The sequence below is a fragment of the Rhodanobacter sp. K2T2 genome (genome assembly GCF_013408815.1).
Taxonomy (GTDB): Bacteria; Pseudomonadota; Gammaproteobacteria; order Xanthomonadales; family Rhodanobacteraceae; genus Rhodanobacter.
In genome coordinates, this window is record NZ_JACCCA010000017.1 from 39,622 (window position 1) to 59,955 (window position 20,334).

The window sequence follows — 20,334 nt, forward strand, 5'->3', positions numbered from 1 at the left end:
CATTGCAACACGAAAGGCCTGAAATGGCGGGGTCCAATCCTCCGCCCCTCCTAGGAGCTACCGTGTTGATCACTCGCAAATCCTCGTTCCGATTCGCCGCCGTCGCGGCCATCGCCGTGTCCTCGACGTTTGCCGTCGCCGCCCAGGCCACCGATATCACCGGCGCGGGCTCCAGCTTCGTGTATCCGGTCATGTCCAAGTGGTCCGCCGCGTTCGCCGAAAAAACCGGCAACCATCTCAATTATCAGTCGGTCGGCTCCGGCGCCGGCATCGCGCAGATCAAGGAAGGCACCATCGACTTCGGCGCGTCCGATGCGCCGATGAAGGCCGAAGACCTGCAGCAGCTCGGCCTGGGCCAGTTCCCGGTCGTGGTCGGCGGCATCGTACCGGTCGTGCACATCGAAGGCATTGCCGAAGACCAGGTCAAGCTCGACGGCACCACCCTGGCCGACATTTTCCTGGGCAAGATCACCAACTGGAACGACCCGAAGATCGCCGCGCTGAATGCCGGCCTCAAGCTGCCGGCCGGCAAGATCACTGTCGTGCATCGTTCGGACGGTTCGGGCACCTCGTTCAACTTCACCAACTATCTGTCCAAGGTCAACACGGATTGGGCGACCAAAGTGAAGTTCGGCACGGCCGTCGAATGGCCGACCGGCGTGGGCGGCAAGGGCAACGAAGGCGTATCGCAGTACGTGCGCCAGATTCCGGGCTCGATCGGTTACGTGGAATACGCGTATGCGGTGAAGAACAAGCTGGCCTGGGTCGACCTGAAGAACGCCAGCGGCAACTTCATCAAGCCGAACGCGTCTGCCTTCGCCGCCGCTGCTGCCACCGCCGACTGGAAGAGCGCCAAGGATTTCAACCTGGTCATGACCAATGCACCCGGTGCGCAGGCCTGGCCGATCACCGCCACCACCTGGGTGATCATGTACAAGACGCCGAAGAACGCCGCCAACAGCAAGGTCGCCTTCGACTTCTTCAAGTGGTCGCTGGAGCAGGGTCAGGCCGACGCCAGCGCGCTCGACTACGTGCCGCTGCCGGCACCGCTGGTGGCGCAGATCGAGGCTTACTGGGCGTCCGATTACAAGCATTGAAGCGACCTGACGGCGGTAGCAGTCATGCTTCCGCCGCACGCTGTGGATAGGCTAGACACCATGCCGCCCTTTTTCGAAAGGGCGGCTTTTCGCTGAAAGCGGTGGCCGCATCGGTAACACCACCGCCGCACCCTGCTACCTGTCAGTTTGAGGATCGCATCGCACATGTCAGCGCAACCCGGCACCATCGCGCCTCCCATGGTCGTGGAGCAACGCACGCGACGCGACGCGCGGCAGGAACTCTTTTTCCGATGGCTGCTCAAGGGCTGCGCCCTGCTGGTGCTCGCCTCGCTGCTCGGCGCTGCCGGCGCCACCCTGTGGGGCGGCCGCGAAGCCTTCGCCAAGTTCGGCTGGCACTTTCTGGTCAGCACGGCATGGGATCCAGGCAACGATGTCTACGGCGCACTGGTTCCGGTTTACGGCACCATCGTCACCTCGCTCATTGCGCTGCTGATCGCCGTACCGGTGAGCTTCGGCATCGCGCTCTACCTTTCCGAAGTGGCGCCTGCCTGGCTGCGCACGCCGGTATCTTCGGCGATCGAATTGCTGGCGGGCATACCCTCGATCATTTACGGTATGTGGGGGCTGTTCGTCTTCGCACCGTTCTTTTCCGCGCACATCAAGCCGTGGCTGACCAACAACCTGGGCAACAAGCCCGATGACGGCAAGCTGTCGTGGGTGGCCCAGCACGTGCCGTTCATCGGCAAACTGTTCGGCAGCGACTATCCCTTTGGCGCCAGCATCCTGGTGGCCGGAATCGTGCTGGCGATCATGATCGTCCCGTTTATCTCCTCGGTGATGCGCGAGGTGTTCCAGACCGTGCCGACGCGGCTGAAGGAGTCCGCGTACGCGCTCGGTTCGAGCACGTGGGAAGTGTCGTGGGACATCGTGCTGCCGTATACGCGATCGGCCGTGATCGGCGGCATCTTTCTGGGCCTCGGACGCGCGCTGGGCGAAACGATGGCAGTGGCCTTCATCATCGGCAACTCGATGACCTTTTCGGCGTCGCTGCTCGACCCTGGCACATCGATCGCCTCGACCATCGCCAACCAGTTCAGCGAAGCCAGCGGCCTGCAGAAGTCCTCGCTGATGGCGCTGGCGTTTCTGCTGTTCGTGGTCACCTTTATCGTGCTGCTGATCGCCCGGCTGATGCTCCGCCAGCTCAAGCGCAAGGAAGGCAACTGATGAGTGCGATCTATCTACGCCGCCGCGTCACCAACTGGATCGCCATCGCGCTGAGCACGCTGGCCACCCTGGTCGGCCTGGTGTTTCTCGCCTGGATTCTGTGGGAAACGCTGCGCCAGGGCATCAGCGCGTTGAACTTCAAGCTGTTCACCAGCATCACGGCCAGCGGCGAAGACGGCGGACTGGCCAATGCCATGGTCGGCAGCCTGATCATCAACTTTCTCGGCATCGCCATCGCCACACCCATCGGTGTGATGGCTGGCACCTGGCTGGCCGAATATGCCAATCGCACCAAGCTGGGCGAGACGATCCGCTTCCTCAACGACATTCTGCTGTCCGCGCCATCGATCGTGATGGGCCTGTTCGTCTACACCATCATCGTGCTGCCCAGCACGGTGCTGACCCACGGTTCGACCACCTTCTCCGGTTTCGCCGGCGGCGTGGCGCTGGCTCTGATCGCCCTGCCCGTGATCGTGCGCACCACCGACGAAATGCTGCGGCTGGTCCCCTCGACGCTGCGCGAAGCGGCGCTGTCGCTCGGCGTGCCGCAGTGGAAGCTGACCATGCAAATTCTGGTCCGCGCGGCGCGCTCGGGCATCATCACCGGCGTGCTGCTGGCACTGGCGCGCATTTCCGGTGAAACCGCACCGCTGCTGTTCACCGCGTTCGGCAACAACTATATGACGCTGAACCCGATCGACAAGATGTCCAGCCTGCCGCAGATCATTTATCAGTACGCCAACGATCCGGGCGACACGATGCACGCGATGGCCTGGGCCGGCGCCTTCGTGGTCACCATGTTCGTGCTGCTGCTCAGCCTCGGCTCCCGCCTGATTTTCTCGCGCAACAAGGTTTCCCATGACTGATCCTGCCGTCGCCAACCACCTGGCGCAGACCATGGCCGCTCCCCTGGCCAGCACCAAAATGACGGTGCGCGACCTGCATTTCTACTACAACGGTTTCCATGCGCTGAAAGGCATCAACATGGAAGTACCGGAGAAAAAGGTCACCGCCATCATCGGGCCCTCCGGCTGCGGCAAGTCGACCCTGCTGCGTATCTTCAATCGAATCTACGCCATCTATCCGAAGCTGGAGGCGAAGGGCGAAATCGTGCTGGACGGCGAGAATATTCTCGACCCCGGTTATTCGATGAATCGCCTGCGCAGCAAGGTCGGCATGGTGTTTCAGAAACCCGTGCCGTTTCCGATGACCATCTTCGAGAACGTGGCCTACGGCATTCGTCATCACGAAAAGCTGTCCAAGCCGGATATGGACGGTCGGGTCGAACAGGCACTGCGCAGCGCGGCGCTGTGGGACGAGGTGAAGGACAAGCTGAAGCAGAATGCGCTCGGCCTTTCCGGCGGTCAGCAGCAGCGTTTGTGCATCGCCCGCGCCATCGCGCTGCGGCCCGAGGTGCTGCTGCTCGACGAACCGACCTCGGCGCTCGATCCGATCGCCACCAGTCGAATCGAGCAGCTGGTCGAAGAGCTGAAAAACGAATTTACCATCGTCATCGTCACGCACAATATGCAGCAGGCGGCGCGCTGCTCCGATCTCACCGCCTTCATGTACATGGGTGAGCTGATCGAGTTCGACCGCACCGAAAAAATCTTCACCAAGCCCGGCAAGAAACAGACCGAGGATTACATCACCGGTCGGTTCGGCTGAGCGTATAACCGATGCCTCTCCCTTGATGGAGAGGTCTGCGCGAACGGGCGAGCTGCGCGCACTCCCTACTTGATGCATGAGAGAACACCTATGAGCAGCACCGGCAAAGAACACATCATCAAGAGCTATGACGGCGAACTGACCCGGCTGACCGGCGAAATCGTGCGCATGGGCGAGTTGTCGGTGAGCCAGCTCGAAGCGGCCATCGACGTGATCGACCGCCGCGACGAACGCGCCGCCCAGCGCGTCGTCGGCAACGACGAGGCCATCGACCAACTCGAACAGGAAATCAGCCACGATGTAGTGCGCCTGCTCGCGCTGCGCGCGCCGATGGCCGGCGACCTGCGCAACGTGTTCGCCGCGCTGCGCATTGCGGCCGACATCGAGCGCATCGGCGACTACGCGGCCAATGTGGCCAAGCGTTCGATCCCGCTATCGATGGTGGCGCCGGTGGCGCCGACGGCCGGACTGAACTACCTCGCCGAGCTGGCCGCCACCGAAGTGCGCGACGTGCTGCTGGCCTATCGCGACCAGGACGCCGAGAAGGCCTACCAGGTCTGGAAGGACGACGCGGAACTCGACGACGCCTACACCGGCTATTTCCGCCAGCTGCTGACCTACATGATGGAAGACCCGCGCAATATCACCCCGTGCACGCATCTGCTGTTCATGGCGAAAAACATCGAGCGGATCGGCGACCACGCCACCAATATCGCCGAAAACGTGTGGTTCCAGGTCACCGGCGAGCCGCTGAACAAGCAGCGCACCAAGCGCGATTTCACGTCGAATCCTGAGCTCGGCAAGCTCGGCGAATAAGCCGAGCTGGACCATTGACGCAAAAAAAGAAGCGCATCACGCGCTTCTTTTTTCCGACTAACCGTCGTTCGCCCTAGCTGTACCTAGGTAAGAACCATCGCACGACGTCGCTCACCATATCGGCATGTTCTGGCCTTTTTCACGGGCGCGCTGGCGAAGCCGCGTTCCGTGCACGATACCGAACACGCCGATGATGACCCAGGCCAGTTCCATCAGGAACGCCGGCCAGTTGATCGGCCCCAGCCCGAAAACCAGCGATAGGATCACGCCGATCGCGCCCAGCACATTCAAGAGTTGGTAAGTCAGCCCGTTGCCACGGATCTTGTGTGCCTGCAAAAGTAGATAGGCCAGCAGCACAAAGAACACGCCGATATAACCCACCCAGTCGTGCCAAAAAAAAGTCATTTCACTGCACTCCGTTGACGCAAGGCTTCGAATAAAACCACACCGGTAGCGACGGAGACGTTAAGGCTCTCCATCGTGCCCGGCATCGGAATTTTCGCCACGAAATCGCACAGCTCACGCGTCAGCCGTCGCATGCCCTCGCCTTCGCTGCCGAGCACGATGGCCACCGGCCCCTTGAAATCGACCGTGTAGATCGACGTTTCCGTCTCGCCGTCCAAGCCGGTAATCCACACGCCAGCATCCTTCAACTCGCGCAGCGTGCGAGCCAGATTGGTCACCGCAATCAGCGGCACGCGATCGGCGCCACCGGCCGACGCACGGCGCACGACCGGCGTCAGGCCGACCGCGCGATCCTTCGGCACGATCACCGCGGTAACCTTGGCGGCGGCCGCACTGCGCAGGCAGGCGCCGAGGTTGTGCGGATCGGTGACGCCGTCGAGCACCAGCACCAGGGTGCCGCTGCCGTCGCGCTCCATCAGCGCCGCCAGATCGTTTTCATGCGCCATCGGCGGTGGCTCGTACAGCGCAGCCACGCCCTGATGGCGCGCCTCGCCGGCGAGCTTGTCCAACTGCTCGCGCGGACGATGGTTGACCGTGATCTTCAGCGCCTTCGCCCGCTCGGCCAGCTCGAGCACGCGCGCATTGCGCTGGCCCTGCTCCACCACCAGCTCGCGCACGCGCTCCGCGTCGTTACTCAATGCACCTTCGACCGGGTTGATCCCGACGATCCAGCTCTCACTCATGGTTTACCTTTCGGTTTCGGTTTACGCGGCCCGCGCTTGTTGCGGTTGCCGCCGGATGGCGCCGCGTTGGATGGTGTCGCCACGGGAGCCTGTGCGGCACGCCCCGAGCGATTCTGCCCCTGCCCTTTACCGCGGGAGCCGCTGCCGGAGCGGCTGGGCGATGCATCCGTCGATGCCGAACCGCGCCGCGGACGCTGGCCGGACTCGGCCGGCTTGTTCGACGCATAGGAACGCCGCGACGGCGGATTTTCGTCGTGGTCAACGTGTGCGGGCGCCTCCACCACGGCGACATCCTTACGACCGAAGGCACGACCGATGGCCTTAGCGGCACGACCGAACATACCCGGCGCCTTCGCTTCGGCCACCGGCTTTTTCGGCAGCGAATAACGCTCGCCCGCAGCGGCGTAGTTGTAAGCCTTGCCGGCCGCCTGCGGCGGAGCTGCCGCAGCACGCGTGGGCACCAGTCGGAAATCGATCTTGCGATCTTCCAGGCTGGCACGCAGCACCTGCACGCGCACATGATCGCCGAGACGAAACTGCGTGCCGGTGCGCTCGCCCTTCAGCAGTTTGCGGATCGCATCGAAGTGGTAGTAATCGTTGGCGAGCTGGCTGATATGTACCAGGCCGGAGACCTTGGATTCGTTCAGCTCCACGAACAGGCCGAACGAGGTGACGCCGGTGACCACGCCATCGAACTCGCTGCCGATATGCTTTTCCATCCATGCGCACTTGAAGCGCTCGTCGACGTCGCGCTCGGCTTCCTCGGCACGGCGTTCGCGCTGAGAACAGTGGATCGCCATCGCGGCCATTTCCGCCGGCGTATAGCTGTAATCGCTCGGCTTGCGGCCGGTCAGCGCAAAACGGATCGCGCGATGGACCAGCAGGTCGGGATAGCGGCGGATCGGCGAGGTGAAGTGCGCGTAGGCCGTCAACGCCAGACCGAAGTGGCCGCGGTTGTCCGGCTGATACGCTGCCATGCTCTGCGAGCGCAGCAGCACCGACTGGATCAGCTCGCGCTCGGGACGATCTCTGACCATACGCAGCACTTCGGAGAAATCGGCCGGCGTGACTCGATCGACCGACGGCATGCTCAGCTTGAACTCGCGCAGGAACTGCTGCAGGTCCTCGTACTTTTCCGCCGGCGGCGGCTCGTGCGCGCGAAACAGCGCGGGGATTTTCTTTTTCTCCAGATACAGCGCCGCCTGCACGTTGGCCGCGATCATGCACTCCTCGATCAGCTTGTGCGCGTCGTTGCGCTCGGTCGCGCCCATCGATTCGACGCTGCCGGTCTGGTCGAGGCGGAACTTCACTTCCGGCGTCTCGAAATCGATCGCACCGCGCCGCTTGCGCTGGGCCGCCATCGCCTTGTACAGCGCGTGCAGGTTCTCCAGCTGCGGCAGCACGTCGGCCACTTCCTGCAGCGCTTCTTCCTCGCGCAGCCCCACCGCCTGCCACACCTTGTCGTAGGTCAGCCGCGCGTGGGACAGCATTACCGCGTCGTAGAACTTCGACTTGACCACATTGCCTTCGGCATCGACCTGCATATCGCAGACCATGCACATCCGCTCGACTTTGGGCATCAGTGAGCAGATGCCGTTGGACAGGGTTTCCGGCAGCATCGGCACGACGAAACCGGGGAAGTAAGTGGACGTGCTGCGTTCGTAGGCCTCTCTGTCCAAGGCGCTGCCGAGGCGCACGTAGTGCGACACGTCGGCAATCGCCACGATGAGTCGGAAGCCGCCACCGCGTCGCGGTTCGGCATATACCGCATCATCGAAGTCGCGTGCATCGGCGCCGTCGATCGTGACCAGCGGCAGCGAGCGGATATCGATGCGGCCTTCGCGCTCGGCCGCGCTGACCTGAGGTTCGACCTGCGCGGCTTCGCGCAGCACTTCGGCCGGCCATTCGTGCGGCAGGTCGTGGCTGGCGATCGCCATCTCCACCACCAGCGACGGCTGCAGGCGTTCGCCCAGCACCGCCTTGATCACGCCTTTGGGACCGCGCTGCGAGGTGGGCGGATCGGTAATTTCGACCACCACGATTTGCCCCGAGGTTGCGCCCTGTTCTTCGCCGGGTTTGATGACCACTTCCTGCAGAATGCGTCGGTCGTCCGGCGTTACCGAAGTGACACCGTTTTCAACGATGACGCGGCCGACCAGTCGCGATGAGCGCCGCTGCAGCACTTCGGCAATCGCGCCCTGGCGACGCCCGCGGCGATCGATGCCGACCACGCTGGCGAGCACGCGATCGCCGTGCATCACGGCGCGCATCTGTTGCGGCGAGAGATAGAGATCATCACCGCCCGCGTCAGGACGCAGAAAACCGTAGCCCTCGGCGTTGGCGATCACCAGGCCGGCGATCAGGTCGAGCTTTTGCGTCGGCGCGTAGCCGCCGCGACGTCCAAGCAGCAGCTGGCCGTCGCGGACCATCGCGCCAAGCCGCTTGCGCAGCGCCTCGAGATCGGTCTCGTCGTCGATCGCCAGCGCTTCGGCGATGCGCACCTCGGTCAGCAGCTCGCCGCGCTCTTCGAGCAGCGCAAGAATCGCCTCGCGGCTGGGAATGGGACGGTCGTACTTCTGCGCTTCGCGAGCCGCATGCGGATCACGCACGGCGCCGCCAGAAGCTTTGTTGCGAGGTGCCGAAGCACCGCCATTTCGCGGCGCTCGGCCGGCAGGTTTTGCGCGACCTTGGGTCGGGCCGGACTCTTGTCCGTTTCCGGACTGGCCCTTGCCAGACGGGGAGGATGTTTTTCTAGTCACTAAGTTACCTTGAGTTGTTCGCGGCGCGAAGGATGACACGACGCGATGAATAGGGTGAAAAGTGTTGACAAGCCACCGGCAGGTGCCTACATTACGCGGCTCACGCAGCTTGTACAGCCCAGTGAGACCCTGCCCGGGTGGCGGAATTGGTAGACGCACTAGCTTCAGGTGCTAGCGGGGGCAACTCCGTGGAGGTTCGAGTCCTCTCCCGGGCACCAATTGTAAACGAAGGCCGCCCCACAAAGGCGGCCTTCGTCTTTTGGGGAATCCGCGACGGCGTCGATCGGCGATACGATACGAACTCGCCACCTACGGAGTTCAACATGTCGCGTCCGCCGCTGCCGCCGTTCAACGAAGCCACCGCGATCCAGAAAGTGCGCATGGCCGAAGATGCATGGAACGGCCGCGACCCGGCCAAGGTCGCGCTGGCTTATACGTCGGACAGCCAATGGCGCAACCGTGCGGAATTCATCCACGGCCGCGCAGAGATCGAAGCCTTCCTCACGCGCAAGTGGGCGAAGGAACTCGACTACCGGCTGACCAAGGAACTATGGACCTTCGCCGGCAATCGCATCGCCGTGCGGTTTGCTTACGAGTATCACGACGACAGCGGCCAGTGGTTTCGCGCCTACGGCAACGAGAACTGGGAATTCGATGAGGACGGCCTGATGCGGCGGCGTCTGGCCAGCATCAACGAACACCCGATCAAGGAAACCGACCGCAAGTTTCATTGGCCGCTGGGTCGCCGGCCCGATGACGCGCCCGAACTGAGCGATCTGGGGCTTTGAACCGGCCGGCCACACTGTCGCAGCATCCGCTGCGCTAACGAATATCGCGTCGCTCTCCCTGTATAATTCGGGCGGTAAACGCATGGTGGGAGAAGCGGATGGCGCCAGACCGGCCATTCCGCTGCCGAAGACGCAACGCCCGTAATCGCTCAGGCTCCTGTACCACCACGCGCAAACACTCTGGAGAGACCGGTTCGATCCGGCGCCGAAGGTGCACGAAACGCCACATTGTTGACATCGACGTTGATCTCGACTGGCGCGTTTCCAAACTCTCAGGCAAAAGGACAGAGGGGCGCCCGACGTGCGGCACGGCACGTTGCCTTTGGATGCCTCCAGTCATGAGCCACAAACATTCCCCTTCCCTGCGCGAACTCGAGCATCACCACGCCTTCGTCGAGCGCCATATCGGCCCGAACGATGCCGAGATCGCGCAGATGCTGCACGTGATCGGCCATGAGTCGCTGGAAACGATGACCGACGCGATCGTGCCGGCCTCGATCAAATCGTCGGCGCCGCTGGCGTTGCCGCAGGCGATCACCGAGGTCGAAGCGCTGGCCAAGATCCGCGCCATCGCCGACAAGAACCAGGTGTTCCGCAGTTTTATAGGCCAGGGCTACTACGGTACGCACACGCCGAACGTGATCCTGCGCAATATCCTCGAGAATCCGGCCTGGTACACGGCCTACACGCCGTATCAGGCGGAGATATCGCAGGGCCGCATGGAAGCGCTGATCAACTTCCAGACGTTATGCGCCGACCTCACCGGCATGGAGATCGCCAACGCGTCCCTGCTGGACGAAGCCACCGCCGCCGCCGAGGCGATGACGCTGGCCAAGCGCTCGTGCAAGTCCAAGTCCAATGTCTTCTTCGTGTCGCGCGGCGTGCATCCGCAGACGCTGGAAGTGCTGCACACCCGCGCCGAAGCGATGGGCCTGCAGCTGCATATCGGCGATGACGCCGAAGCCGCCAGCGTCGACAGCTTCGGCGTGCTGCTGCAGTACCCCAACACCTTCGGCCAGATCCATGACTACAAGGCGCTGGCTGATGCCGCGCATGCGCGCGGCGCGCTCGTCGCGGTGGCGACCGACCTGCTGGCGCTGACCCTGATCGCGGCGCCAGGCGAATGGGGCGCCGACATCGTCGTCGGCAACTCGCAGCGCTTCGGCGTACCGTTCGGCAACGGCGGCCCACATGCGGCCTTCATGGCCTGCCGCGATGCGTACAAGCGCTCGATGCCGGGCCGCCTGATCGGCGTATCCATCGATGCGGAAGGCAAGCCGGCGTATCGGCTCACCCTGCAGACTCGCGAGCAGCACATCCGCCGCGAGAAGGCCACGTCGAATATCTGCACCGCGCAGGTGCTGCTCGCCGTCATGGCCAGCATGTACGCGGTGTATCACGGTCCCGAAGGCCTGACCCGCATCGCCCGTCGCGTGCACCGCCTCAGCGCGATCCTGGCCAATGCGCTGGGCAAGGCCGGCATCACCGTCGGGCCGGATTTCTTCGACACACTGCACGTGGTCGACATCGACGCCGAGGCCATCCACGCCAAGGCCGAATCGGCGCGGCTCAACCTTCGTCGCATCGACGGCCGGAGTCTCGGCATCAGCCTGGATGAAACCACCACGCGCGAGGACGTAATCGCACTGACCAAGCTGTTCGGCGCCGGTGTGGCCATCGACGACATCGACGCGCTGGATGCCAGCACCGACGACGCCCTGCCCGCCGGCCTGCGCCGCACCAGCGCCTTCCTCACGCATCCGGTGTTCAACACGCATCACAGTGAGCACGAACTGCTGCGCTACATGCGCGCGCTGGCCGACAAGGATCTGGCGATGGATCGCACGATGATCCCGCTGGGTAGCTGCACGATGAAGCTCAACGCCACCGCCGAGATGATCCCGGTGACCTGGCCGGAGTTCGGCAATATCCACCCGCTGGCGCCTTCGGCGCAGACGCAGGGCTACACCCAGCTGATCGATACGCTCGAGGCGATGCTGGTCGAATGCACGGGCTACGACGCGGTGAGCCTGCAGCCCAACTCCGGTGCGCAGGGCGAATACGCCGGCCTCTTGGCGATCCGCGCGTATCACCGCTCGCGCAACGAAGGCCATCGCGATATCTGCCTGATTCCCGAATCCGCCCACGGCACCAACCCGGCGTCCGCGCAGATGTGCGGCATGACGGTCGTGGTGACCCAGTGCGACGCCAATGGCAACGTCGACGTCGACGACATCCGCGCCAAGGCAGAGAAGTATTCCGATCGCCTCGCGGCACTGATGATCACCTACCCGTCCACGCACGGCGTGTTCGAGGAAGACATCGTGGCGATCTGCGACGTCATCCATCAGCACGGCGGCCAGGTTTACACCGATGGCGCGAACATGAATGCGCTGGTCGGAGTGGCAAAGCCCGGCAAGTGGGGCTCGGACGTGTCGCATCTGAATCTGCACAAGACCTTCTGCATTCCGCACGGCGGCGGCGGACCGGGTGTCGGCCCGTGCGCGGTCAAGTCCCATCTCGCCCCGTTTCTGCCGAAGAAGTTCGGCGAAGAAGGCGCGGTCGGCATGGTCAGCGCGGCCAGCAACGGCTCGGCCTCGATCCTGCCGATCTCGTGGATGTACATCACCCTGATGGGCAGCGAAGGCCTGCGCAAGGCGACCCAGGTCGCCCTGCTCAACGCCAACTATGTGGCCAAGCGGCTGGCGCCGCATTACAAGACGCTGTATACCGGACGCAACGGCCTGGTCGCGCACGAGTGCATTCTCGACCTGCGCCCGTTGAAGGACGCCACCGGCATCGGTGCCGAGGACGTCGCCAAGCGCCTGATCGATTTCGGCTTCCATGCGCCGACGCTGAGCTTCCCGGTCTCCGGCACGCTGATGGTCGAGCCGACCGAAAGCGAATCGCAGCACGAGCTCGACCGCTTCATCGACGCGATGATCCAGATCCGCGAGGAAATCCGCGCGGTCGAGGAAGGCAAGCTCGATCGCGAAGACAACCCGCTGAAAAACGCACCGCACACGGCGACCAAGGTCAGCGCCAGCGAATGGAAGCACGCCTACCCGCGCGAGCTGGCGGCTTTCCCGCTGCCCAGCCTGAAGTTGCAGAAGTACTGGTCGCCGGTGGCCCGCGTAGACAACGTCTACGGCGACAAGAACATCATGTGCGCCTGCATTCCGATCGACGCGTACAAGGAAGAAGCCGACGCCTGATCTGATCGACTGACTATTGCTCGATAAAAAGCCCCGCGTCGCGGGGCTTTTTTTGCCATCGTTTAGCGGCGATCGACCATTGCGCCATTCATCGATCTCTTCACACACATTTGAAGCACGGGCAATTCACTTGCCGGAGCGCACCGTTGATAGACGTCCTCAGACCTCCACCATCGATCGCTTCGGAGAACCCATGGCCAACGCCAAAAAAAATTCCAGTGCTTCATCTAAAAAATCTGTCACCAGCAGGCAGCCGGCAGTCAAGTCAAAAGATCAACGCGGCAACGGCGACGAGCTGCACCAGCTCGCCGGCGGCCAACACCCGCTGCTGACGACCAATCAAGGTCTGCCGCTGTCGGACAATCAGAATTCGTTGAAGGCTTCGCCACGCGGTCCGACGCTGTTGGAAGACTTCATTCTGCGCGAAAAAATTACCCATTTCGATCATGAGCGCATTCCCGAGCGCATCGTGCATGCGCGCGGCTCGGCCGCGCACGGCTACTTTGAGCTGACCAAGTCGCTGAAGAAATACACCACGGCAAAAATTCTCACGGAGGTCGGCGAGAAGACGCCGCTGTTCACACGCTTCTCCACTGTGGCCGGTGGTGCGGGCTCGATCGACACCCCGCGCGACGTGCGCGGCTTTGCGGTGAAGTTCTATACCAAGGAGGGCAACTGGGATCTGGTCGGCAACAATATCCCGGTGTTCTTTATCCAGGACGCGATCAAGTTTCCGGACCTGATCCACGCCGTGAAAATGGAGCCGGACCGCGGCTTTCCACAGGCCGCGTCGGCACACGACACGTTCTGGGATTTCATTTCGCTCACGCCCGAATCGATGCATATGATCATGTGGGCGATGTCCGACCGCACGATCCCGCGCTCGTTGCGGATGATGGAAGGCTTCGGCATCCACAGCTTTCGTCTGCTCGACGCCGAAGGCAAATCGACCTTTGTGAAATTTCACTGGCGGCCCAAGCTCGGCCTGCAGTCCACAGTGTGGGATGAAGCGGTCAAACTGGCCGGCGCGGATCCGGATTTCCACCGTCGCGATTTGTTCGAGTCGATCCAGGCCGGCGAGTATCCCGAATGGGAACTGGCGGTGCAGCTGTTCACCGAAAAAGAGGCCGACGCCTTCCCATTCGACCATCTCGACCCGACCAAGCTGATTCCGGAGGAGCTGGTGCCGCTCACGGTGATCGGCCGCATGGTGCTCGATCGTTACCCGGATAATTTCTTCGCCGAAACCGAGCAGGTGGCGTTCTGCCCGTCGCACGTGGTGCCCGGCATCGACTTCTCCAACGATCCGTTGCTTCAGGGTCGCCTGCACTCGTATCTCGATACCCAACTATCGCGCCTGGGTTCGCCGAACTTCCATCAACTGCCGATCAATGCGCCCAAGTGCCCGTTCGCCAATCAGCAGCGCGACGGGCATATGCAGATGCAGGTGCCGAAGGGCCGCGTGAGCTACGAGCCGAGCTCGCTCGATCCCACCTCGCCGCGCGAAACGCTGGCCGGTTTTCGTAGCGCCGCGGTCGCCGACGCCGACGGCGCCAAGGGCCGCGTTCGCCCGGAAAGCTTCGCCGACCACTACAGCCAGGCGCGCCAGTTTTTCCGCAGCCAGACCAGGTACGAGCAGGCGCATATCGCTTCGGCACTAGTGTTCGAACTGTCCAAGGTGGAGACCCAGCATGTGCGCGAGGCTGTGGTCGGCCATCTGCGGCATATCGGCGAAGACCTTGCCCGCCGCGTTGCCGACGGACTGGGACTGGACGATCTCCCTGCCCTACCGGCAGCCGCGGTGGAAACGCACGATGCCAAGGTGTCGCCGGCGCTGCAGATCATCGGCAAGATGAAGGACACGCTCAAAGGCCGTACCGTCGGCATCCTCATTCACGACGGCTCCGATGCAGCCACGATCAAATCGGTGAAGAAAGCCGTCGAAGCTGCAGGAGGCGCGACGAAACTCGTCGCCACCCGCGTGGGCGGCATCAAGCTCAGCGACGGAAAAAGCACCGCAGCCGATGGCCAGCTCGACGGCACACCGTCGCTGATATTCGACGCGGTGGCATTGGTGCTGTCCCCGGCAGCGGGTAAACAGCTGGCCGGCGTGGCGGCCGCCGTGGATTTTTCCCGTGAAGCGTTCGGTCATCTCAAGGCCATCGCTGCCGACGAAGGCGCGCAGGCCGTGCTGGCAGCCGGTGGCGTCGGTAAGGATGCGGGCGTGGTCGATACCGACGACACCAAGGGCTTTATCAAGGCAGCGAAAACCCGCCAATGGGAACGCGAGGCCAAGCTGCGCACGCTTGCCTGAGCATGTGAAGCATGAAACTAGAAAGGCCGCCCGTTACAGGGCGGCCTTTCTTTCGAGATGTGACGGCTGCCGATGACCGAAGACATCAACAGCCGCAACTCACGACCGCTGTTCCTCGAAGGAATGCACGATCAGCTGATGCAACGCATCGGAACCGTACGGCTTTTGCAGAATGCGCGTCCGAGCGTCCAGATCGATACCGCTCACCATGTCGTTACCCGTCGCGAAAATAACCGGCAGATGCGGCTGCTTTTCGCGCAGGGCCTTGACCAAGTCGACACCGGACATATCGGGCAGGCCGACGTCGGTCAGCAGCAGATCGATCGGGTGCTCGTCGAACGCATTGATCGCCTGCGCCGCATCGCCCGATTCGATGACCGCATACCCTTTCGCCTCGAGAATATCCACGATACTTACGCGAATCATCCAGTCGTCCTCGCACACCAGAATGCGCCGCTTGCCGGTCGACCCGGAAACGTCCTCAGGGCTGGATACGGCCAACGGTGACTCGATCGCCATGGTCGCCTTTTCGTTGCGCAGCGCCTGGGCGGCCAGCACCTGACGCAGCTTTTTCGCCAGCGCCTCACGCGTATACGGTTTGGTCAGCAGGTCCACGCCTTCGTCGAGGCGCCCACCGTGCACGATCGAATTTTCCGTGTAGCCCGAGGTAAACAGCACCGCCAGATGCGGCAGCCGCTCGCGCGCCTTGCGCGCCACTTCCGGGCTTTTCAGCGAGCCGGGCATCACCACATCGGTAAATAGCAGGTCGATCGGAATGCCGCTTTCGATGACGGTCAGTGCACCCTGCGCATCGCGTGCCTTGAGCACCCGATAGCCGAGGTCGGACAGCAGCGCGACGACGGTGTCGCGCACCGCGTCGTCATCCTCGGCGACAAGAATGGTTTCCGTACCGCCCGTCACGACACCCGAATCGTGGTCGATGATCACGTCCTCGGTCTGCACCGAGCGCGGCAGATACAGCTTGATCGTGGTTCCCTGCCCCAGCTCGCTATACACCTTGATGTGGCCGCCGGACTGCTTCACGAAGCCGTAGACCATCGACAGCCCAAGCCCGGTACCGTGGCCTTCCGGCTTGGTCGTGAAGAACGGCTCGAACACCTGGCCGATGATGTCGTCGGGTATGCCGCAGCCGGTGTCGCTCACCGCCAGCATCACGTACTGACCCGGCATCGCATCGGGATTGGTCTGCACGTAATGATCGTCGAGCGAGGCGTTGCCTGCCTCGATGGTCAAACGACCGCGGCCGTTCATCGCGTCGCGCGCGTTGATCGCCAGATTGAGCAAGGCATTTTCCACGTTGGCCGGATCGATCAAGGTGTTCCATAAGCCGCCGGCGGCAATGGTTTCGATTTCGATCGCCTCGCCCAGCGCGCGGCGCAACAGATCATCGAGATCGCGAATCAACCGCCCCAGGTTCACCACTTTGGGTGCCAGCGGCTGGCGACGGCCGAAGGCCAGCAGCTGCGAGGCCAGCTTCGATCCACGCGAGACGCCGGCCATGGCGTTGACCACGCGGCGCTCGGCGCGTTCGTTGCCGGCCACGTCATTGCTGAGCAGCTGCAGGTTGCCGCTGATGACCTGCAGCAGATTGTTGAAGTCGTGTGCGATGCCGCCGGTCAGCTTGCCGATGGCTTCCATTTTCTGTGCTTGGCGCAACTGCTCCTGCGCCAGCGCCAGCGCGTGGGCATGCTCTTTCTCACTGCCTACGTCGCGGCCGACCGCGTGGATCAGACCATCGTTCGGAAACGCGTTCCACGATATCCAGCAGTAGCTCCCGTCACGCCGGCGGTAGCGGTTCTCGAACTGGATGGCCACATGCCCTTCCGACATGCGGCCGACTTCGTTACGGGTCGATTCCACATCGTCGGGATGAAGCAGATCGAACAGGTTGCTGCCGATCAGTTCGTCTTCGTGCCATCCAAGAATGCGTGTCCACGCTGGGTTGGTGGCTACGATGCGGGCGTCGATCTGCACGATCAGGATCAGGTCGATCGACAGGCGCCAAATGCGGTCGCGCTCGATAGTACGCGCCGCCACCTGCTGTTCCAGCGATGCCGCGACTTCGCGCAGTTCCTGCTCGGCGCGACGCCGCTCAATGGCTACCCGCGTGCGATTGGCGACATCGCGCATGAAGATCAGCTCCGCGCTGGTCCATTCCCGCGCGCTTTCATGATTGGTGTAGATGATGGCCACAAAGCCACCCTGCTCGGTAATCGGCATATTGACCGCCGACTGAGCACTGATGGCTTTGAGCTTGTCTGCGTTTTCAGCCGTGCGCGGATCCTTGTACGCGTCGGCGAAGACCACCGTGCTGCCGCGCTTGAGGTCTTCGATATACGAGCCGTAGTCGCGAAAATGCAGCGTGCCGGCGATGGTTTGGATGCCCGGGGCATTCCAGTCACGTTCGATGGTAATCGTTTCGGCGATCGGATCGATGGTGCCGTAGCCGGCCCGGCTGACGTTGAGCGTGCGACCGAGAATTTCGGCCGAGGCGTAGGCCAAGTCGGACGTATCGTCCAGATCGAACAGTCTGGTGCTCAACTCGCTGAGTGCTTGGTGGCGCAGCTCCGCCTGCTGGCGCTCGCTTTCGCTCGCGCTCAGTGCGATTTTGCTCTGCCGATGCTCGGAGATATCGCGGGAAATGCCAACGATCTGCGCCGGCATCCCTTCGGCCTGAAACGGTGCCAGGCTCACTTCCCAGCACATCAATTCGTGCTTTGCGTTATTGCAGCAGGCCTCAAAACGCGCCGTTCGCCCGGACGCCGCCTGCCTCACCGCGTGATCGATCCGCTCACGGTCCTGTTCCAGCCACAGGTCGAGGTAATGGAGCCCGGTGATGTCGCCGACAGAGTCCAGCCCCATAAGCTCGGCACCCCGCGCGTTCACATACAGAATCTCCCCCGCGGCGGAAAGTATTTTCACGCAGTCCGGGCTGGCCGCCAGCATGGCGGACATCACCTCGCAGGTGAGCTCAGGGTTTACATCGTGCATCGATCCGGTCTCGTCCACAGGGTGTGATCTGTCCCCTAGTCTAGCGGGGTATTCGTCAATCCCTTTTCACACACGATGGCCCGTCGATGTCGTGCGCATGGCGACGAAGCCGACTAAGAGCCTGTTCAAAGTCTCCACGTAGCTCGCGTTGCCTCGCCGTGGCCGCCAGATGGTGGTGCGTGGTGCAGCACTTGCCTGGCTGGCAAGTTAAACCGCGCGCTGCCGCCTGGCGGCCACGGCGCGGCAACCCGCAGGGCCGGGTCTGTTTGCCCGCCATCCGGCGTCATCACTCGGTCGTGGACGGACGTCCACTCCCTCGTTCTTCCTTGGCCTGCGTGCAAACAGCTCCCTGCGCGGGCCACGCGGAGACTTTGAACAGGCTCTAAGAATCAAGCATCGTTGAAACCAGCAAAAACTAGCCTTGCCGCTTGCCATGATTGGGCAGGGCCACCAGGTCGTCCTCCCGAAAGGGTTTGGTCAGATGCGGAATATTCGGCGCGAACGCCGCCGCATCGGCATAACCCGAGACCACCAGCACCCTGATCTTCGGATGCGACGCAATCACCGTGCCAACGGTGAAATACGAGGAAAGCTGTTTCCTAGACGCGAAGTGGCACTGCGATGTCGGACCACTTCCGTTGTCAGACGGCTGCCGTGGATGCTCAGAACACGTGGCGGAACGCCCAAAACAGCCCTGCCGCCAGCGCAATCGATACCGGCAGGGTCAGCACCCATGCCATCAGCAGGCTGCGTATCGTGCTCCACTGCAAGCCCGAGCCGTTGGCCACCATCGCGCCGGCGACGCCCGACGACAGCACGTGCGTCGTGCTTACCGGCAGGCCGAAACGATCGGCCGCGCCAATGGTGATCGCCGCGACCAGCTCGGCCGAGGCGCCCTGCGCATAGGTCAGATGCTGCTTGCCGATACGCTCGCCGACGGTGCGCACGATGCGCCGCCAGCCGACCATGGTGCCCAGGCCCAGCGCAATGGCCACGGCCACCTTGACCCAGGTCGGAATGAACTTGGTCGAGCGGTCCAGCAGGCTGTGGTAATTGTCCAGCACGGCCTGATCCGCTGGCGCAAAGCTCGGTTGCTTGGCCTTGGCCATCAGCCGCAGCCCCTCGGAGGTCAGGTACATATTGTTGCGCACGTTGTTGACCTGGGTCTGCGGCACGTCCGACAGCGACGGGCTCTGCCCGGCCTGGCTGCCGATGGTGTCGGTCAGCTGGCGCAAGGCCACCAGGGTTGCCGGCGTGGCCTGATGGCTATCGATGTAATGCTCGATCTCGTCGCGCGGCGAAGTCACCGGTGCGACGCCGGCGGTGTAGCGACCCAGCACTTCGCTGGCATGATGCGCCACCGAAATGAAGGTCTGCGTCTCGCTCGGTGTCACCGTGCGGTTCAGCGCGTAGGCGGCCGGCACCGTGCCGATCAGGATCAGCATGATCAAGCCCATGCCCTTCTGGCCGTCGTTGGAGCCGTGCGCGAACGACACGCCGGTGCAGGTAAGAATCAGAATGCTGCGAATCCAGAACGGCGGCGGCTGATCGCCCTTCGGCTCGGCATACAGCGCCGGCACGCGCACCAGCAGCTTCAGGGCATACAGCAGCAGCGCCGCGAAAAAGAAGCCGACCAGCGGCGACACCAGCAGCGACTTGCCCACGTTCCAGGCCTGGCTCCAGTCCACACTGCTGCTGGCAGCACCGCCGTGCATCAGCTGGTTCATCAGGCCCACGCCGATGATCGAGCCGATCAGCGTATGCGAGCTCGATGAGGGCAGACCGAGCGACCACGTCCCCAGATTCCAGATGATCGCCGCGATCAGCAGCGCGAACACCATCGCGAAGCCCACCCCGGAGCCTACGTTGAGCACCAGGTCGATCGGCAACAGCTGCAGCACCGCGAAGGCCACCGCGCCGCTGGAAACCATCACGCCGACGAAATTCCAGCCCCCCGACCAGACCACCGCAAAACTCGCCGGCAGCGAGCGCGTGTAGATCACCGTGGCTACTGCGTTGGCGGTATCGTGAAAGCCGTTGACGAACTCGAAGCCCAGCGCGATCAGCAGCGCCGTGGCGAGCAGGAAATAGCTCACGGCCGTGCCCGAGGGTGCGATCGTCAAATCGTGGTTGAGCTGCACGCCGACGTAGATCGTCGCCAGCAACAGACATAGGCCGAAAAGGCCGAAGCCGAACAGCCGCTGGTTTGCGGAGCCCTTCACACTGTCGATCAAGTCTTCGCTGGTCGAACTGTTCATGGTTAAGCACCGGCAGGACAAGGTCCATCGACTTAAGCAGCCGATTGTGACCTGCGTGTGTCATCGCGGGACTG

Annotated in this window: 14 protein-coding genes, 1 tRNA gene and 1 riboswitch; of the genes, 9 read left to right on the forward strand and 6 right to left on the reverse strand. The window is 63.0% G+C overall.

All coding sequences use genetic code 11. From position 1 onward, the window contains the following. Window positions 1-65: 65 nt before the first annotated feature. The 5 genes from pstS (at window position 66) to phoU (ending at window position 4,766) form a co-directional block, all read left to right on the forward strand. The gene (gene pstS / locus HDE78_RS19715; RefSeq protein WP_255457925.1) at window positions 66-1,097 is read left to right on the forward strand and encodes a phosphate ABC transporter substrate-binding protein PstS; all 1,032 of its coding nucleotides are present in this window, start codon (window positions 66-68) and stop codon (window positions 1,095-1,097) included. A gap of 165 nt (window positions 1,098-1,262) precedes the next feature. Next, entirely contained in the window at window positions 1,263-2,282 is a 1,020-nt protein-coding gene (gene pstC, locus HDE78_RS19720; protein WP_179482710.1) for a phosphate ABC transporter permease subunit PstC, read from the forward strand. Continuing rightward, a complete protein-coding gene (pstA, locus tag HDE78_RS19725) occupies window positions 2,282-3,148 on the forward strand; it encodes a phosphate ABC transporter permease PstA (RefSeq protein ID WP_179482712.1) in 867 nt (288 codons plus the stop codon). The genes pstC and pstA overlap by 1 nt, the downstream gene beginning before the upstream one ends. Before the next feature lie 31 nt (window positions 3,149-3,179). Then, the gene (gene pstB, locus HDE78_RS19730; protein ID WP_255457926.1) at window positions 3,180-3,950 is read left to right on the forward strand and encodes a phosphate ABC transporter ATP-binding protein PstB; all 771 of its coding nucleotides are present in this window, start codon (window positions 3,180-3,182) and stop codon (window positions 3,948-3,950) included. Window positions 3,951-4,040: 90 nt separating this feature from the next. Then, entirely contained in the window at window positions 4,041-4,766 is a 726-nt protein-coding gene (gene phoU, locus HDE78_RS19735; RefSeq protein WP_179482716.1) for a phosphate signaling complex protein PhoU, read from the forward strand. A 111-nt stretch (window positions 4,767-4,877) separates the two neighbouring features. On the opposite strand, the gene HDE78_RS19740 is transcribed toward phoU, so the two are convergent. From HDE78_RS19740 to rnr, 3 genes are read right to left on the reverse strand one after another with little or no spacing between them, the layout of a single operon-like run. Next, on the reverse strand, window positions 4,878-5,171 hold the full coding sequence (locus HDE78_RS19740; RefSeq protein ID WP_179482718.1) for a hypothetical protein: 294 nt from the start codon (window positions 5,169-5,171) through the stop codon (window positions 4,878-4,880). Further along, a complete protein-coding gene (gene rlmB / locus HDE78_RS19745) occupies window positions 5,168-5,914 on the reverse strand; it encodes a 23S rRNA (guanosine(2251)-2'-O)-methyltransferase RlmB (protein WP_179482721.1) in 747 nt (248 codons plus the stop codon). The genes HDE78_RS19740 and rlmB overlap by 4 nt, the downstream gene beginning before the upstream one ends. Then, window positions 5,911-8,523 (reverse strand): ribonuclease R, encoded by a 2,613-nt coding sequence (rnr, locus tag HDE78_RS19750; RefSeq protein ID WP_179482723.1) that lies wholly within the window; start codon window positions 8,521-8,523, stop codon window positions 5,911-5,913. The genes rlmB and rnr overlap by 4 nt, the downstream gene beginning before the upstream one ends. Window positions 8,524-8,804: 281 nt before the next feature. Between rnr and HDE78_RS19755 the strand changes: the two genes are divergently transcribed. The 4 genes from HDE78_RS19755 (at window position 8,805) to HDE78_RS19770 (ending at window position 14,990) form a co-directional block, all read left to right on the forward strand. Next, window positions 8,805-8,891 (forward strand) — tRNA-Leu (locus tag HDE78_RS19755). A 105-nt stretch (window positions 8,892-8,996) separates the two neighbouring features. Then, window positions 8,997-9,461: a nuclear transport factor 2 family protein gene (locus HDE78_RS19760; protein ID WP_179482725.1), complete on the forward strand. Its 465-nt coding sequence runs from the start codon at window positions 8,997-8,999 to the stop codon at window positions 9,459-9,461. A 170-nt stretch (window positions 9,462-9,631) separates the two neighbouring features. After that, window positions 9,632-9,759: riboswitch (glycine riboswitch) on the forward strand. A gap of 40 nt (window positions 9,760-9,799) precedes the next feature. Further along, complete coding sequence (gene gcvP, locus HDE78_RS19765; RefSeq protein WP_179482727.1) at window positions 9,800-12,676, forward strand: aminomethyl-transferring glycine dehydrogenase; 2,877 nt, start codon at window positions 9,800-9,802, stop codon at window positions 12,674-12,676. A gap of 193 nt (window positions 12,677-12,869) precedes the next feature. After that, entirely contained in the window at window positions 12,870-14,990 is a 2,121-nt protein-coding gene (locus HDE78_RS19770; protein ID WP_179482729.1) for a catalase, read from the forward strand. Window positions 14,991-15,089: 99 nt separating this feature from the next. Here the strand turns inward: HDE78_RS19770 and HDE78_RS19775 are convergent, their stop codons facing one another. The 3 genes from HDE78_RS19775 to HDE78_RS19785 form a co-directional block, all read right to left on the reverse strand. Continuing rightward, window positions 15,090-18,002, reverse strand: a complete 2,913-nt coding sequence (locus HDE78_RS19775; protein WP_179482731.1) for a response regulator — start codon at window positions 18,000-18,002, stop codon at window positions 15,090-15,092. A 415-nt stretch (window positions 18,003-18,417) separates the two neighbouring features. After that, entirely contained in the window at window positions 18,418-18,567 is a 150-nt protein-coding gene (locus HDE78_RS19780; protein WP_179482733.1) for a hypothetical protein, read from the reverse strand. A 97-nt stretch (window positions 18,568-18,664) separates the two neighbouring features. Next, complete coding sequence (locus HDE78_RS19785) at window positions 18,665-20,260, reverse strand: inorganic phosphate transporter (RefSeq protein ID WP_179482735.1); 1,596 nt, start codon at window positions 20,258-20,260, stop codon at window positions 18,665-18,667. Between the last annotated feature and the right edge of the window lie 74 nt (window positions 20,261-20,334).